This is a genomic window from Mucilaginibacter jinjuensis (genome assembly GCF_028596025.1).
Lineage (GTDB): Bacteria > Bacteroidota > Bacteroidia > Sphingobacteriales > Sphingobacteriaceae > Mucilaginibacter > Mucilaginibacter jinjuensis.
The window spans coordinates 3,419,217-3,434,202 of the sequence record NZ_CP117167.1 but is presented as its reverse complement, the minus strand read 5'-3'; the positions used below and the strand labels follow the sequence as shown (position 1 = coordinate 3,434,202).

The window sequence follows — 14,986 nt, the reverse complement described above, 5'->3', positions numbered from 1 at the left end:
GGGTAATTACTATGAAAAACATTAATTTTAAAGAAATAAAAGACGCCTACCAGTTGGTAGAAGGCGCTAAGATAAAAGGTAAAAATTACGAAGAGATTTTCGAACTTGGGCATTACGATGCCAACAAACGTGGGTACACCCTTTACCCGTTTGAAGATGGTGTACGCTTCGAAGATTTTTGTGTAATTGTATCAGAACGCGAACTCAAAACTAATTATGTAATTGAAGGAGTAAACGTAAATATCCCGATTGTAGAGCAACAATCTGTGCGTTTATCAGCCTAAATTAAATGTCCATATTGATAGTATGCATATACATTTACTTTGTATGCATACTATCATCTTTTAACAACAAATTTTGAAGCTATAGTTTAATTAGCTATATTGCATAAGCTTTTTAAAATTATGTTGTACAGAAAACTCCAATTCATCATTATCCGCAAGCAGCCTACAGCCGGTTTGCCTGGTAATGTTTAGCTATTTGATAGCCACCTTAGCCCGATTTAAAGGGCACTCTTCATCTATCTACTTTTTGTTTTTTTATTAATGATCGGACTAAAAAGACTAACCGATCGAAGGATTTTTTTATTTAGAATGGACACTTACTATAACATCGAAGAGAAATATCTCCTGGCTGTTGAAGAACTGAAATACGGAGAAACCCCCAAAAGTTTGCAATTATTGAATGAGATCATCGCTAATGATCCGTTACACGCACGTGCACACTTTCAACTGGGTAAAATTTATTATTACGATTTAAACGATTACAATACTGCAGGCTTCCACTTTAAAACAGCAAATGAGCTGGAACCTAATTTTCCGGATGTTTATTTCCACTACCTGCACCTGCTGCAGTTTTTACAAATGGAAAAACAGTTTGAAGTGGTACGCGCCAAAGCAGTGACTGTACCGGGTGTAAACCTGGCTTCAATTTATTTACTGGCCGGTTTAATTGACGAGCGCCACAAAAACTGGACTGCCGCAACGGATAACTACCGTCGTGCTTTTTTAGAGGTGATCGACAGCGCCTTGAAGCAAGAAATTGAGGATAGCCTGAAACGTATTAGCCAAAAGGTTAAAAAATCTCAGGATATTTCGTATACGGTTATTGATTAAAAGATTCAAGAATCGAGAATCAGGAATCAAGACAGCCCCTCAAAAACAAGACAGCCATTCAGTGATGAATGGCTGTCTTGTTTCCCGCCCGTCATTGCGAGGAACGAAGCAATCGCGAACAGTACAAGTCGACTTTGTAAAGCTACTCTGTAAGTAGGGGATTGCTTCGTACCTCGCAATGACGGGCTTAGGGGTAACAAGAAAGGCTTCCCAAATTGGAAAGCCTTTTTTGTTTAATATAAATCCGAAATCGAATATCCGAATTCCGAAATAATCCTACTTTTTCCCTCTTAAAGCAGTAACCTCACTAACCTTAACTGCACTTGCTTTATTAGTAAAGCTGTTACGAACGTAGGTTAATACATCAGCAATTTCCTGATCTTTCAGCATATCGAAAGATGGCATGGTGTTAGAGTAGCTATCACCATTAATGTCCACATCCTCGCTAAAGCCATGCAGCACAATTTTGATGATCTTGCTCTTGTCACCTAATACGTAAGTGGTTTTAATCAACGGTGGGTTCATGTGCTGTACACCGCCGCCATCAACCTGATGGCATGATACGCAATATTGCATGTAAACTTTTTGCCCGGCAGCAATCGACGAACTTAAACTTGCAGCAGGTTTCTTAGCTGCAGTTTTTTTATGTTGTTGGGCATAACTGCCGATAGCTAAAAAGCAGAAGGCTATCAGCAGCAATGATCTGAAATAAACGGTCATTATTTTTTGTATGATATTTTATAGATAAAACCTTTAGAGTCGTCGGTTACATAAATAGAACCATCTGCAGCCTGGGCTAACCCGCATGGGCGATGCTCGGCGCGGCCAGAGGCAACGTTTTCTGGTGATCCGGCAAAGTTATCAGCAAACACTTCCCAGTCGCCAAAAGGTTTACCATCCTTAAACGGTTGGAAAACTACAAAGTAACCAGCTTGTGGTTCTGGTGCGCGGTTCCAAGAGCCGTGGAAAGCGATGAACGCACCATTTTTGTATCTGGCAGGGAATTGGTTGCCGGTATAAAACAACAAACCATTCGGTGCCAGGTGACCAGGGAATGCAACCGCAGGATCGATAGCGTTTTCACCGCCGGTTTTCTTGCCATCGCCGCCATACTCAGGAGCTAAGATCTTTTTGTGTTGCTGCTGATCGTAATAGATATATGGCCAGCCGGCATTGTCGCCTGGTTTAATGGCATATAAACATTCAGCAGGTAATAAAGCTGATTGCTGTACGGTAAACATATCCGGGAAAATATCGTGCAACTGATCGCGGCCATGCTGCATTACGAAGAGTTGGTTTAACTCGGTATTCCAGTCCATACCAACTACGTTACGTAAGCCTGTAGCATAACGCACGCCGTCTTTATAATGCTGATCTGGTTTATCAGCTTTAAACTGCCAGATACCGGCAGCCGAGTCCAGGATAGGGCAACCTTTCTGCCCCATTGAACCTTTCTGACGGTCTTTTTCCTGACAAGAGTTTGAGTAAGCACCAATGTTAACATACAGGTTACCTGCATTATCTAACAAAATAGCCTTAGCCTCATGCTCATGACGGCTTATTAAACCGGTCACAATACGTTCTGGTTTAGTTGGATCTATTACTTCGTTCTTATCATTCAGTTTATAACGGAAAACTTCCTCGTCTGATGAAGCATACAGGTATCCGTTTTTGATGTAAACGCCGGTACCGCTAAAATCACCGAATTTGGCCTTGATGGTAGTAGTACCATCGCCGTTATCGTGTAAAACAGTAATGCCTTTAGCATCTTTATTACGCCTTGCGTTAAAGTTGCTTTTTACATAAATGTCGCCTTGGGGGGTAGCGGCAATGTGGCGGGTAGTGCCCAGGCCTTCAGCAATAACATCTGCCTTAAAACCTGCGGGTAATTTAAGTCCTGCGGGTGTAGCAGTTGTGATATGCTTTTTACCTGGCGTAGTGAACGACAGCAGGCCGACTACAGCCACCGTCGATAATAATGAGGTGATTAAAAACTTGTTTTTCATAATGCGATGAGTCTTATACCTCAAAATAACTCAATATCCATTAATTATCGAAATATGATTGCTAAACGATGGTAACAATATTGCCTACTTTATTAAAAAAATATTTTTCAGGATTTTCCCAATAAAATTCTTTTGAAGCGCAACTAATGTTTAAACTCAGAATTATGTACCGATATAAATTAAATTATCAATATATAATTCTTTATATATAAAATATAATGGTATTTATACTATGTGTGATTAAACCTTGGCCTCATTTGCATAGTCATATATGCAAATCGAAACAAAACGGATACGATCAGAAAATCAATTAAAAACAACCGAAATTCTGAAAGTGTCAAAACACTTTAAAACGAAATAAAATGAAAAAGTTAGCAATAATATTAGCAGTAGGCGCAGCCGGATTATTAAACGTTAAACCCGCTAACGCTCAAATACATTTAGGCCTTAATTTACATTTTGGTAATGTAGGTGCACATGTAGTAGTTGCCCCTCCGGTACAGGTTGTTAATTATAATGCCTACGATAACGATGACGACTTCTACTACTTACCAGACGCTGAAGCTTATTACGACGTAGCACAACAATGCTACTACTATAATGATGGTGAACAATGGATCCACGCCGCATATTTACCAGGCCGCTTCCGCGATTTCGATTGGAGAAATGCCCGTCACTACGAAGTACGTGCCCGCCGACCATACATGAACCACGACCAGTACCGTACCCGCTTCGGTGGCTTTGACCCAAGAATGGGTGGTTATGATAACCGTTATGCCAACCGTGGCGGATTTGACCACAGGGATGACAATAGAGGTGGATGGAATGGGGACAATCGTGGTGGATTCGACCATAGGGATGATAACAGAGGCGGTTGGAACGGTGATAACCGTAACCAACAACCTAACAGAGGTAACTATGGCCAGCCACAACAAAATAATGGCGGGCAACAAAACCAAGGCCGTGGTGGCAACTACGGTCAATCTGCCGGTCAAAATAATGGTGGACAACAAAACCCAAACCGTGGTAATGGCCAACCACAAAACAATGGAGGCCAAGGTCAAGACAGAGGTGGCAACAGGGGAGAAGAGCACTTTGCTGCCAACAAAATGGGTATGATGCGCCCAGCCAGGTTCTAAGCTAATTAACTCCCATATATATGCTGAAAAGGCCACCGATGTTATCGAGGTGGCCTTTTTTATGAATTGATTTTTACGTAGAGACACAATACTTTGTGTCTCTTTTGTGTGGATCAATCTGTATAGAGACACAAGGTATTGTGTCTCTTTTGTGTGGATCAATCTGTATAGAGACACAAGGTATTGTGTCTCTACGATTTCTTAATATTTGCTGGCTTTATCTAAAAGCTCAATTGCATCTTGCGATAAATTCAATTCAACAGCTTTGGTAATTTCGCTCAACTGCTCTACACTGGTAGCACTTGCAATAGGCGCAGTAATACCCGGGCGGGCAATTAGCCATGCTAAAGATACAGCTGCTTGAGTAGCGTTATATTGACTTGCAACTTCATCCAAAGCATCCAAAATACTATGACCACGATCATTCAGGTATTTTTTTATACCTGCACCACGTTTGCTTTTGTTCAAATCATCTTCCGAACGGTATTTACCGGTTAAGAAACCGCTGGCTAATGAGAAATAAGTAATTACACCGATGTTGTTTTCGAGAATAACCGGCTCCAGATCGTTCTCATAGCCTGCACGTTCGTATAAATTATACTCGGGTTGCAGGGTTTGGTAGGCAGCAAAGCCGTTATCCTTACTCACCTTCAATGCTTCTTGTAAACGTGCGCCAGTAAAGTTTGATGCACCGATAGCACGTACTTTACCGGCTTTAATCAGCTTGTCGTAAGTTTCCAGGGTTTCTTCAAGTGGCGTATCCTGGTCGTCATCGTGCGATTGATATAGGTCGATATAATCAGTCTGTAAGCGGTTTAATGAATCCTCAACAGCCTGGTTAATGTATTTGGCCGATAAGCCTTTTTTGCCTTCACCCATTGGCTTGCCCACTTTAGTGGCAATAATTACATCATTGCGTTTTCCACGGCTTTTAAGCCAGTTACCAATAATGGTTTCAGATTGTCCGCCTACGCCGTTATGTGCCCAGTAAGAGTATACATCAGCCGTATCAATAAAGTCTAAACCGCTATCAATAAAAGCGTCTAAAAGTTTAAATGAGGTTGGTTCATCAATGGTCCAACCGAACACATTACCCCCAAAGCAAAACGGCGCTACCTTGATGCCCGATTTGCCCAATTCACGTTTTTCCATAGGTAGATTTTAGTAGGTAATTATTTGATCTGATCAGCTAATTCATCAGCCCAGCCACTAAAATAAGGGTCGGTACCTGCTACACGGATCCAATTACCGTGTTCTTTAGCAATTAGCAAGTGGATGGTTTCGTCAGTAGAAATAAACTCATAAGCCTCATCATAAGCGCTGTGGTCTAATCTTTTAGCAATGCCTTCAACGGGGCCATCAGACCCGGTAAGTATAACATCAAATTCTTTTTCCATAATATTTTCGTTGGTGGTGTAACAGCAAATTAAAGCATTGTGTTTAACATTTATGGTTTTGTATTTCGAAATGCGCATTAAAACCATACCTCCATCGTTTTGTTGAAAAGAACAGAAACCTATTTTATATAATGATTAAGAAGAATAATGTAAACTTTTTCCAGGTTGCGCAAGGCGTTTGGGGAATGAAACTAATGTTTGTAAACGTATTTATGATTGCCAATCGCCGTGGTGTAAGAAAGGGCTGGGTATTGGTTGATACCGGTCCGCAGGGTTCGGCTGATAAAATTATAGCGATGGCCGAAACACTGTTCGGTGTGGGGACAAGGCCTTCTGCAATAATACTAACGCATGCTCACTCAGATCACAGTGGTTCATTAGAAGCTCTATTAAAACACTGGAAAGTACCCGTTTATGCCCATGAATACGAATTACCATATTTAACCGGAAAATCCTCCTATCCGCCAGCCGACCCAACAGTTGGTGGCGGCATTATGAGTCTGTTTTCAGTATTCTTCCGCAGAAAACCATTAAAACTGGGTAATAAAGTTAAGGCGATTGATATGGCCGAAAGCCGGATCCCTGAACTACCCGAATGGAGGATCTTAGCTACACCAGGTCATTCGCCGGGTCATATTTCTTTATTTTTCCCGCTGAATACAACATTGATTGCGGGCGATGCTTTTACAACTACTAAATCAGAATCAGCCATTTACCTGCTCAACTCTATTAAACAGCTATCAGGCCCGCCAATGTATCTTACGCCCGATTGGGAATCGGCAAAGAAATCAGTTGTTAAACTGGCCGCTTTACATCCGCGTATAGCTGTAACCGGGCACGGACCCATTATACGTGGCCACGAATTGCGGGAAGCATTAGATAACCTGGCCGAAAACTTCGACGAGCTTGCTGTGCCAACCAGCGGGCGTTATGTAAAGCAAGCTGCCCTGGCGGATGAAACAGGCGTTTTGTATGTACCGCCATTTAAAGCCAATACTAAATTTGTTGCCGCAACCATCATTACTGGTTTACTGGCCGGATTTATAATTGCCCGGCAGATACATAAATCGGTAGCATAGCCGTATCTTTACCGGGTGGAACCAGTACAACCAGACACCTCTATTTTAATTGATATTTTACGCACTAAAATGCCCTATGGTAAACATAAGGGCATTTTAATTGTGGATCTGCCCGTCTCATACCTTGAGTGGATGCACAGCAAAGGCGCTATGCCTGCCGGCAGATTGGGTATGATGATCGCTACCATTCATGAAATTAAAATCAACGGCATGATGGCGATACTATATGAATTGAAGAAGCGATTAACTGATACTCCTCAAAGAAGAGGGGACTATTAGTAAGTCTCCTCCTTTGGAGGAGATTTAGAGGAGGTTATTGCACTCCTCTTACAAACCCCGTAAACCATAGCCCATTATACTACGTTAGTACTATAAATCAATTAGCTATGATCAACAAATTTGTTTTCTATATAGCCGGCATTATGATGTTGGCCGGATGCGCTAATGCGCAAACTTCAGAAAGCGGCAATGGCTTTGCTGTTGTGCCCCAGCCTAAGCCGGGGCAGGAGGTGGCTACTTTCGGCGGCGGCTGTTTCTGGGCCATGAGTGAATCCATGTCCGAACTTAAAGGCGTAGATAAAGTTGTAGCAGGCTTTGCCGGTGGCAGTACTAAAAACCCAAGCTATGAGGATGTTTGTACCAAAACTACAGGTCACGCCGAAGTAGCGCAAGTATATTTCGATCCTAAAGTAATCAGTTACGAAACATTGGCTGAGGCTTTCTTTTACGCGCATGACCCTACCGAATTAAACTACCAGGGGCCGGATGAGGGTACTGATTATCGCTCTATCGCTTTCTATCGTACACCAGAGCAAAAGGCGACTTTAGAAGCCGTGATTAAAAAGGTGAATGATAGCAGGCATTACAGCAAAAAGATTGTAACCCAGGTTGTACCCTTCAAAGTGTTTTATCCCGCCGAAAAGTATCACCAGGAATATTATAAAACGCATGGCGATAGCCCATACATCGCATCAGTTTCTGAACCCAAGGTGATGAAAATGCGTGCAGCAATGCATGCTTATTTGAAGCCCGAGTATCAGAAATAATAATAGCTTTTCAAACAATCATTGTTTAACTTAGTTGTGATAAATAACATCTAAAAATTAAATACTATGAGCATCCCTGAAAACGAAATTGCCTTAAACAACGAGGACAACGATAACCCAAGAAATTCAAGCAACGAACAAGAAAATTTCCAGACACAAGAAAGTGATTTATCTGGCGATGGTAATGATGTAGAACCTGCTGACGAGACACCAGATATCCAAGGCTTAAATACTGCTTACGATGCAGCCGAATCGTCATTCACGCTTGACGTTGATCACGGTATTGCACCGAAAAAAGAAGATTAAGCATATATTTGCATAAACAAGAAAGCCCTTCGATAATCGAAGGGTTTTTTGTTTTATCATTATTGTCGTTCCTCCTCGCAATGACAAATTATAGAATAGATGGTATAAATAAAAATATTACAATCTATTAAACCACCCTTTTCTCCAAAAAATAAACACCAATCCAGCCGCTATTAACAGCATAGCTGCCAATGCAATAGGGTAGGCATGATGCATATAAAGTTCGGGCATGTTATCCGGTATAATATGGCCTTTATCATCCTGGCGGGCAAAGTTCATCCCGTAAATACCGGCTATGAAAGTTAGGGGGATAAATATAACCGAAATGATGGTGAGCACCTTCATAATCTCGTTCATGCGGTTGCTTACCATTGATAGGTACAGGTCCATAATACTGGTGGTGATCTCTTTGTAGCTATCAATAACATCCATAATATGGATACAATGGTCGTAAGCATCGCGCAGATAAGTTTTAACCTCGGGCGTAATCAGCGGACTATCGCTGCGGATCATATCATTAATCTTGTCCCGCTCTGGCCAGCTTACTTTACGCATCATAATCAGCTCACGTTTCATGTGCTGGCTATCGTACATAATGGTTTTATCGGCACTTTCGTAAAGGCGGTCTTCCAGTGTATCCAGCGATTCACCAATATCTGCCAGTACAACAAAATAAGTATCAATAATGGTATCCATCAGCGCATAGCACATATAAGCAGGCCCCGCTGTACGAATGGCACCTTTGCTTAAATTAAGCCTGTTTATCACAGCCTCAAAACAATCATTATAATGCTCCTGGAAACTGATGATCAAATCATCTTTTACAATTACAGAGAATTGCGTATTAAAGATCTCATCCTGCGCTGCCGATAGTTCGATAATACGACTGGTAGCAAAAAAGTAACCTTCGTACTCATCAAATTTGGGGCGTTGGTGGGTATTGGTAATATCCTCCAAAACCAATGGATTGATCTTTAACAGTTCACCCATTTTTTCAATCAGGGCAGCATCACCAAGTCCGTTAACCTTAATCCAATGGGTGTGGTTCTTGCATTTAGCAAACTGATCGAGAATCACGCCTATATCATCACCTTTTGACGATACTACCTCGGCTTCGTTGTAAGAATATACGGTAATTTTAGGTTTAAGCGCGTCATCTGGTATGCGTACCATGCCTGGGGCATCGCCAACTTCGCCCATGCGCTTATGCTTAAAACGTGATCTCTTGTTTTTGCTCATTACAAATAATTTATTGCTTGGGGTCCCTGGTTAAATAACAGGTCAACAATGCTCAGGTTCTTTAAAAAACCTTTACGTTCTTCAAAAACCTGAAAGTACGGCTTTTGTTCAGTAGCAACTTCTTTTTTAGCACTAAAAGCATTACGCAGATCTGTTACCGTTTCGGGATAACGGGCCTCATAAGTTTCAGTATAATTGGGCGGCGTTTTAATTTTCAACAAGCGCATAATCAACTCCAATTGTTTCTGATTATAGTCGAACAAATACGTTGTTTCTTGCTCGTAAAAAGGGGCAAAGTCAGCCTCGTAATACTCAAAATAGGCCGAACGGCGATAACAAGCCTGCAGGCTCATCCAGTGTAAACGCTGCCATCTAAAATCGTAGCTTATCTTTACATCTTTGGCTGGTGTATGGACTTTTGATCCTTTTACAACCGGTACAACAAGCGTTAAAAGGCCATCGGGCGAATATATATTGGCCCGGTTACGGTATGTTTGTTTGGGGAAATGCTCGTCGCGTTCTATCCACAAATCGGGTTTATACTGGGTAATTTTAGTAAAATACTCAACCGGTGGCAGATAAAACATGGGCAGCAGCGCACCTTTTTCAATCATATTAGTTTATGTTTGTAGCTTAAAAATTTTTCGAAATTAATGATAAAAAAAGGGCTTACAAGTTTAGCTATCTTCTTTTTATACCTACTATCGCTACTGCCGTTCTGGTTTTTATACCTCATAGCCGATTTTCTGTACCTTATTCTGTTCTATATTGCGGGCTACAGAAGAGCTGTGGTGCAAGAGAATTTAAGAAATTCATTCCCCGAGAAAACTGAAGACGAAAGAAAAATTATCGAGAAAAAATACTTTCATTACCTGGCCGATTTATTTGTTGAAACCATTAAGGCCATTTCCATGACCGAAAAACAGGTTAAACGCCGTATGTATCTGCTGAATGAGGAAGTGGTACAACATTATTTTGAACAGAACCGAAGTATAGTTGCTGTTGTAGGCCATTATGGCAATTGGGAATGGGGCGCGTTGCGTACCAGTTTTTTAACCAATCATAGGCGGATAATTATTTACAAACCATTGCACGATAAAGCATCGGATGAGCTGTATAAGAAAGTGCGCAGCAAGTTTGGCGTTACACTGGTGACCATGAAGGCTACGCTGCGTAAAATGGTTGAATACCGGAATGAACTATCAATAAGTGTTTTTGCATCCGATCAAACTCCTGTGCGTGAAGAGGCACATTTTTTTACACCATTTTTAAACCAACCAACTGCCGTTTTTCTTGGAATTGAAAAAATAGCCACACTATTTAACTCGGTTGTTATATTTGCCGATATACGCCGTGTAAAAAGGGGATACTATCAGTGTACGTTTGTGCCATTGATAGAGGAACCAAAACAAACCGCTGAATACCAGATAACCGAAGCGCATGTGCAATACCTGGAAAAAGTGATCAGGGAAGAGCCGCCATACTGGCTGTGGTCGCATCGGAGATGGAAGTTTAAGCCGGAATAAAGAAACTAAATGGACATTAAACCTAAAGTAGCTGTAGTAATATTAAACTGGAACGGACTAAAATATTTGAGCCAGTTTTTGCCTGATGTGGTACAATCCACCTATCCCAACCTGGAAATTGTGGTGGGCGACAATGCCTCGTCAGACGGTTCGGTTAATTTCCTGAAAGCGCAATTCCCTGCCGTTACCATTATACAAAACGATGCCAATTACGGCTTTACGGGTGGCTATAACCGTGTTTTAGCAAAGGTTGAGGCTGATTATTACATTCTGCTTAATTCGGACATTGAAGTTAGCCCAAACTGGATAGAACCAGTTATTGAGCTGATGGAAACCGATGTCATAATTGCTGCAGCTGCTCCTAAAATTAAATCATACGCACAAAAAGATCATTTTGAGCATGCAGGCGCTGCTGGTGGCTTTATAGATCATTTAGGCTATCCTTTTTGCCGTGGCCGGATATTTTATGATGTAGAAGAGGATAGAGGCCAGTATAACCAATCAGGAGAGATCTTCTGGGCATCGGGTGCGGCTTTATTCATCAAGAAAAAATATTGGGGTTTATCCGGCGGTTTCGACGAACAGTTTTTTGCGCACATGGAGGAGATTGATCTTTGCTGGCGATTAAAAAACATGGGCTACAAAATAATGTACTGTGCCGAATCTGAAGTTTTCCATGTGGGCGGCGGGACATTGGATAAGGAAAACCCTTTTAAAACTTATCTCAATTTCCGCAATAATTTATTGCTGCTGAAAAAGAATATGCCTGTATACAAATCGGTACCTATTATCACTATCCGTTTCTGGATGGATTTGCTGGCCATTTTCCGCTTTATGAACGAAGGCAAACGTAAAGATGCCTGGGCTATTAGCCGTGCGCATCAGAATTTTGTGCGTAAGCTATTCTCGCCGGCAGATAAAAAAACTAAGACTAAACCCGCTGTAAAGGATCAGGCAAATTTAACCGGGATGTTTAAGAGCAGTATTGTAAAAGAGTTTTTCATCAACAAAAAGAAACACTTTACTGATCTGGACCCTCGTCAGTTTTACCGGTAGTCGATTTATCCTCGCTTTCTCTCAAATTAGTTTCCTTCGCTTCTGTTTTATTGGCTGCAAGCGTGGGTTGCGGGCTAACCGCAATTGAAGTAGATGGTGTTGAAACCGGTGATGGGTGTGGTAAAGGCAGTTCAGCATCTTTATCCCAGTATAAATGCACATCCTGCTGCGGGAATGGTAAAGAAATGCCTTCGGCTGCAAAAGTGGTATAAACCTCGGCTAAAATGCGGCTTTTAAGTTCCTGCCATACGGCGATGTCGGCTGCCCAGAAAAGCATCCTGAAATCTACAGAACTCGCGTTCAGGTTGTGCAGCAACACCACAGGAGCAGGATCAAGCATAATATCATCGCGACCGGTCAGTAGTTTTTTCAGAATCTCTTTAACCTTTTCTACATCAGAACCATAAGCCACCCCAATAATAAGTTCAACACGGCGGTTGCTGTTACTAAGCGTCCAGTTAATTACGTGCTGCGATATCAGGTCGCCGTTAGGGATAATCACTTCCGCACCATCACCGGTTAACAATTTGCTCGACCGAATACCGATCTCCTTAATAGTACCAGATTTACCGGACACCTCTATAACATCACCAATCTCTACCGGTTTTTCAAATGCCAGTATTAAACCCGATACCAGGTTGTTTACAATATTCTGCAAACCGAAACCGATACCCACACCAAAGGCACTAATGATAATGGTGATCTTATCCATAGGCACACCCGAAGCTGCCACTGCGATAAAAAAGCCAACGGCAAACACACTGATGCGCACAAGCAGCATCGAGGTTTTATTTTTGCGCTTTTGTGGCTGTGTACCTTTATGTTGGCCAGCAAAATCGTAGAAATAATTAATAATTTTCGCAGCGACTGATGATAGCCAGATCACCACTATAAATACAACAATGCTGCCCAATGTAAATTGCGTACCGCCCAGGTTATGCGATATTTGCATCAGGTTGGTTAGCCAGTCCCAGATGTTATCTTCAACACCAAGGTTTTGTGCCAGCATTATCGCCCACATCAATACAGCGGCTTTATTAAGTATGCTCCTGAATTTGCTTTGCAGTAACTTAAAATCGAGAAATGAACTGATGCCCGTATCGCTTTTGTTGGCTTCCAGTTGTAAAAACAGGCTTTCCATTAATATTTGTACAAACAGGTACAAGGCAAAGGCCAGCCATAAATTAAGGTTGCCAGTAACCGCTGTAATTTTGGCAAGCGTAAAGCGCCCGCTAACATTAAATACAAATGAGATTACCTGCAGTACGACGAATATCTTTAAGATAATTCGCCAGTACGGTGGAAATTCTTCGGGCTCCTTATGATCCCTTAAAAACCGGTAGCCAATAAATGCAGAATATCCCGAAACTATTAATACAATTACCCTATCTACGTTGGAAGTCTCTACAAAGAGGTTACTGATCGCATAAATGATGGAAATAAAGAACAGCGTGCGCAAAAACTTATAAAGTGTTGGCGGAAATACTTTTCTTACCAATAACAATACACAAGTGGTGGCGATCAGGAAAAGCCCTTCCAAAAATACGGCAGGTGGGTGATCGTAAAAATAGGGTTGGATAACCATGCAAACAATAATAGCCGAGAGCATTGGGTGCCTGGCCACATAATTGGTTTGCAATAATATTTTATGCGGATCTGTACGGGTGTTTGAAATTTTACGGCGATTAGCGAACACCCAGATAAAGAACAACGCCAGGATAAAGAAGCCCACAAAATGCATTACCATTTCACGGCTGATCATAAACTTCAATAATTTGTAGTTCATGTTTATGGTATCATCCAGCGCAGAGGCAAAGGTAGTACCTGGGGTGGCTTTCATATCCCAGATATAGTTACTCTCTGACGAGAATGCCTGTTCGCCAAAGTTGCGTATCTTAATATTGAGGCGGTCTTTTTGATCGAGGATGGAGATATAAATATCAGCCACCCGGTTTTGAAGCAAGCCGATTTTTAAAAGGTTAACCTTATTAAGCGAATCGAGCTGTTTATGTTTAGACATTACCGCCTTGATAGGCTGGTTTGCTGTTTGCTGCAAGCTTGTATCGGCAGGAACAGTACTGAAAGTCGAGTCTTTCTTAATCTCATTCAGATCAGAGCGCATTTGCACCAGTTTGCTGTTGATGTCGGCGAGCTGATCCTGCCACTCATCTAACTGGTCTTCGGCACGGGTTAAAATATCTCGTATAGCATACAGGTAACGTAGGGTGTTCGATTTGTCCTGATCGATCAGATTTTTAACAATAGTAACTCGTTTTTGAAAGCTGGGTAATTGCTTGCTGATCTCGAGGGTATCAAAACCGTGCGACAGGGTTACGCTGATCTGAGTAAATGAGTTATTATAGTACTCCACCTTTTGCAAAAGCATATTCAGCGAGGTATCCGAACGTTTCAGGGTACGCATCATCGAATCGCGGTGCAAAATACTGGCACGCAATGAATCGCTTTGGGTACGTTTCTTCCTGCGCAGCTGGCCAAAGCCATCATCGGTAAAAGAACATACCAGCGCTCCGGTTAACAATACTAAAAAGAGATACTTTAAATGTTTTTGCATCAGCATGGCTTCATTAACGCAGAATGTATGTTTCCGTTTTAAGGGATTTCAGAAATTTATTTGGTCAGATAATGCTCCAACGCCAAACGGTACGAGTTTAAGCCGAAACCGGCAATAACCCCCACACAACTTGCCGCCAGCATAGAGTGGTGTCTGAAAGCTTCACGTTTGTGCACGTTAGAAATATGTACCTCGATAACCGGCGTATTAATGGCCGCAATAGCATCGGCAATGGCGATAGATGTATGGGTGTATGCGCCCGCATTCAGGATCACACCATCATAGCTAAAACCAATTTCATGCAGTTTATCAATCAGTTCGCCTTCCTTATTGCTTTGAAAATATTCGATCTCTACTTCGGCATATTGTTTACGCAATTGCACTAAATAGCTTTCGAAACTATTATCGCCGTAAATAGATTTTTCCCTTACGCCAAGCAGGTTTAAATTTGGCCCGTTAATAATTTGTATCTTCATCAATCCAAACTTAACTATAAATCGGGAAA

Annotated in this window: 17 protein-coding genes; 9 read left to right on the top strand and 8 right to left on the bottom strand. The window is 41.7% G+C overall.

Annotation, left to right across the window (positions count from 1 at the left end; translation table 11 throughout):
* Nucleotides 1–11 precede the first annotated feature (11 nt).
* Together PQO05_RS15435 and PQO05_RS15430 are read left to right on the top strand one after the other, a co-directional pair.
* Complete coding sequence (locus tag PQO05_RS15435) at nucleotides 12–284, top strand: hypothetical protein (protein ID WP_273628234.1); 273 nt, start codon at nucleotides 12–14, stop codon at nucleotides 282–284.
* A 309-nt stretch (nucleotides 285–593) separates the two neighbouring features.
* On the top strand, nucleotides 594–1,115 hold the full coding sequence (locus PQO05_RS15430; protein WP_273628233.1) for a tetratricopeptide repeat protein: 522 nt from the start codon (nucleotides 594–596) through the stop codon (nucleotides 1,113–1,115).
* 276 nt (nucleotides 1,116–1,391) lie between these two features.
* On the opposite strand, the gene PQO05_RS15425 is transcribed toward PQO05_RS15430, so the two are convergent.
* The gene (locus PQO05_RS15425) at nucleotides 1,392–1,835 is read right to left on the bottom strand and encodes a c-type cytochrome (protein WP_273628232.1); all 444 of its coding nucleotides are present in this window, start codon (nucleotides 1,833–1,835) and stop codon (nucleotides 1,392–1,394) included.
* Complete coding sequence (locus PQO05_RS15420) at nucleotides 1,835–3,121, bottom strand: PQQ-dependent sugar dehydrogenase (RefSeq protein ID WP_273628231.1); 1,287 nt, start codon at nucleotides 3,119–3,121, stop codon at nucleotides 1,835–1,837. The genes PQO05_RS15425 and PQO05_RS15420 overlap by 1 nt, the downstream gene beginning before the upstream one ends.
* A 362-nt stretch (nucleotides 3,122–3,483) precedes the next feature.
* Here PQO05_RS15420 and PQO05_RS15415 point away from each other — a divergent pair, with 362 nt between their 5' ends.
* Entirely contained in the window at nucleotides 3,484–4,260 is a 777-nt protein-coding gene (locus tag PQO05_RS15415) for a hypothetical protein (RefSeq protein ID WP_273628229.1), read from the top strand.
* Between the two features lie 201 nt (nucleotides 4,261–4,461).
* Here the strand turns inward: PQO05_RS15415 and PQO05_RS15410 are convergent, their stop codons facing one another.
* Together PQO05_RS15410 and PQO05_RS15405 are read right to left on the bottom strand one after the other, a co-directional pair.
* A complete protein-coding gene (locus tag PQO05_RS15410; RefSeq protein WP_273628227.1) occupies nucleotides 4,462–5,412 on the bottom strand; it encodes an aldo/keto reductase in 951 nt (316 codons plus the stop codon).
* Nucleotides 5,413–5,432: 20 nt separating this feature from the next.
* Nucleotides 5,433–5,657, bottom strand: coding sequence for a hypothetical protein (locus PQO05_RS15405; RefSeq protein ID WP_273628226.1), 225 nt, complete (start codon nucleotides 5,655–5,657; stop codon nucleotides 5,433–5,435).
* Nucleotides 5,658–5,788: 131 nt separating this feature from the next.
* Between PQO05_RS15405 and PQO05_RS15400 the strand changes: the two genes are divergently transcribed.
* The 4 genes from PQO05_RS15400 to PQO05_RS15385 all read left to right on the top strand — a co-directional run bounded on the left by PQO05_RS15400 (nucleotide 5,789) and on the right by PQO05_RS15385 (nucleotide 8,088).
* A complete protein-coding gene (locus PQO05_RS15400; protein WP_273628225.1) occupies nucleotides 5,789–6,736 on the top strand; it encodes an MBL fold metallo-hydrolase in 948 nt (315 codons plus the stop codon).
* Nucleotides 6,737–6,751: 15 nt separating this feature from the next.
* Nucleotides 6,752–7,015 carry a DUF3820 family protein gene (locus PQO05_RS15395; protein ID WP_273628224.1) on the top strand — a complete coding sequence of 88 codons (264 nt, stop codon included), beginning with the start codon at nucleotides 6,752–6,754 and terminating at the stop codon, nucleotides 7,013–7,015.
* Nucleotides 7,016–7,122: 107 nt separating this feature from the next.
* Nucleotides 7,123–7,782, top strand: coding sequence for a peptide-methionine (S)-S-oxide reductase MsrA (gene msrA / locus PQO05_RS15390; protein WP_273628223.1), 660 nt, complete (start codon nucleotides 7,123–7,125; stop codon nucleotides 7,780–7,782).
* Nucleotides 7,783–7,848: 66 nt separating this feature from the next.
* Complete coding sequence (locus tag PQO05_RS15385; protein WP_273628222.1) at nucleotides 7,849–8,088, top strand: hypothetical protein; 240 nt, start codon at nucleotides 7,849–7,851, stop codon at nucleotides 8,086–8,088.
* A gap of 117 nt (nucleotides 8,089–8,205) precedes the next feature.
* Here the strand turns inward: PQO05_RS15385 and corA are convergent, their stop codons facing one another.
* Both corA and PQO05_RS15375 read right to left on the bottom strand, forming a co-directional pair.
* On the bottom strand, nucleotides 8,206–9,327 hold the full coding sequence (gene corA / locus PQO05_RS15380) for a magnesium/cobalt transporter CorA (protein ID WP_273628220.1): 1,122 nt from the start codon (nucleotides 9,325–9,327) through the stop codon (nucleotides 8,206–8,208).
* Nucleotides 9,327–9,941, bottom strand: coding sequence for a WbqC family protein (locus PQO05_RS15375; RefSeq protein ID WP_273628219.1), 615 nt, complete (start codon nucleotides 9,939–9,941; stop codon nucleotides 9,327–9,329). Before PQO05_RS15375 ends, corA begins: the two co-directional genes overlap by 1 nt.
* Before the next feature lie 39 nt (nucleotides 9,942–9,980).
* Here PQO05_RS15375 and PQO05_RS15370 point away from each other — a divergent pair, with 39 nt between their 5' ends.
* Both PQO05_RS15370 and PQO05_RS15365 read left to right on the top strand, forming a co-directional pair.
* Nucleotides 9,981–10,853: a lysophospholipid acyltransferase family protein gene (locus PQO05_RS15370; RefSeq protein WP_273628218.1), complete on the top strand. Its 873-nt coding sequence runs from the start codon at nucleotides 9,981–9,983 to the stop codon at nucleotides 10,851–10,853.
* Nucleotides 10,854–10,862: 9 nt separating this feature from the next.
* Nucleotides 10,863–11,909, top strand: a complete 1,047-nt coding sequence (locus PQO05_RS15365) for a glycosyltransferase family 2 protein (RefSeq protein WP_273628217.1) — start codon at nucleotides 10,863–10,865, stop codon at nucleotides 11,907–11,909.
* Here PQO05_RS15365 and PQO05_RS15360 read toward each other — a convergent pair.
* The gene (locus tag PQO05_RS15360; protein ID WP_273628216.1) at nucleotides 11,875–14,481 is read right to left on the bottom strand and encodes a mechanosensitive ion channel family protein; all 2,607 of its coding nucleotides are present in this window, start codon (nucleotides 14,479–14,481) and stop codon (nucleotides 11,875–11,877) included. The two genes, PQO05_RS15365 and PQO05_RS15360, sit on opposite strands and share 35 nt — an antisense overlap.
* Before the next feature lie 56 nt (nucleotides 14,482–14,537).
* Nucleotides 14,538–14,957 (bottom strand): type II 3-dehydroquinate dehydratase, encoded by a 420-nt coding sequence (aroQ, locus tag PQO05_RS15355; protein WP_273628215.1) that lies wholly within the window; start codon nucleotides 14,955–14,957, stop codon nucleotides 14,538–14,540.
* Between the last annotated feature and the right edge of the window lie 29 nt (nucleotides 14,958–14,986).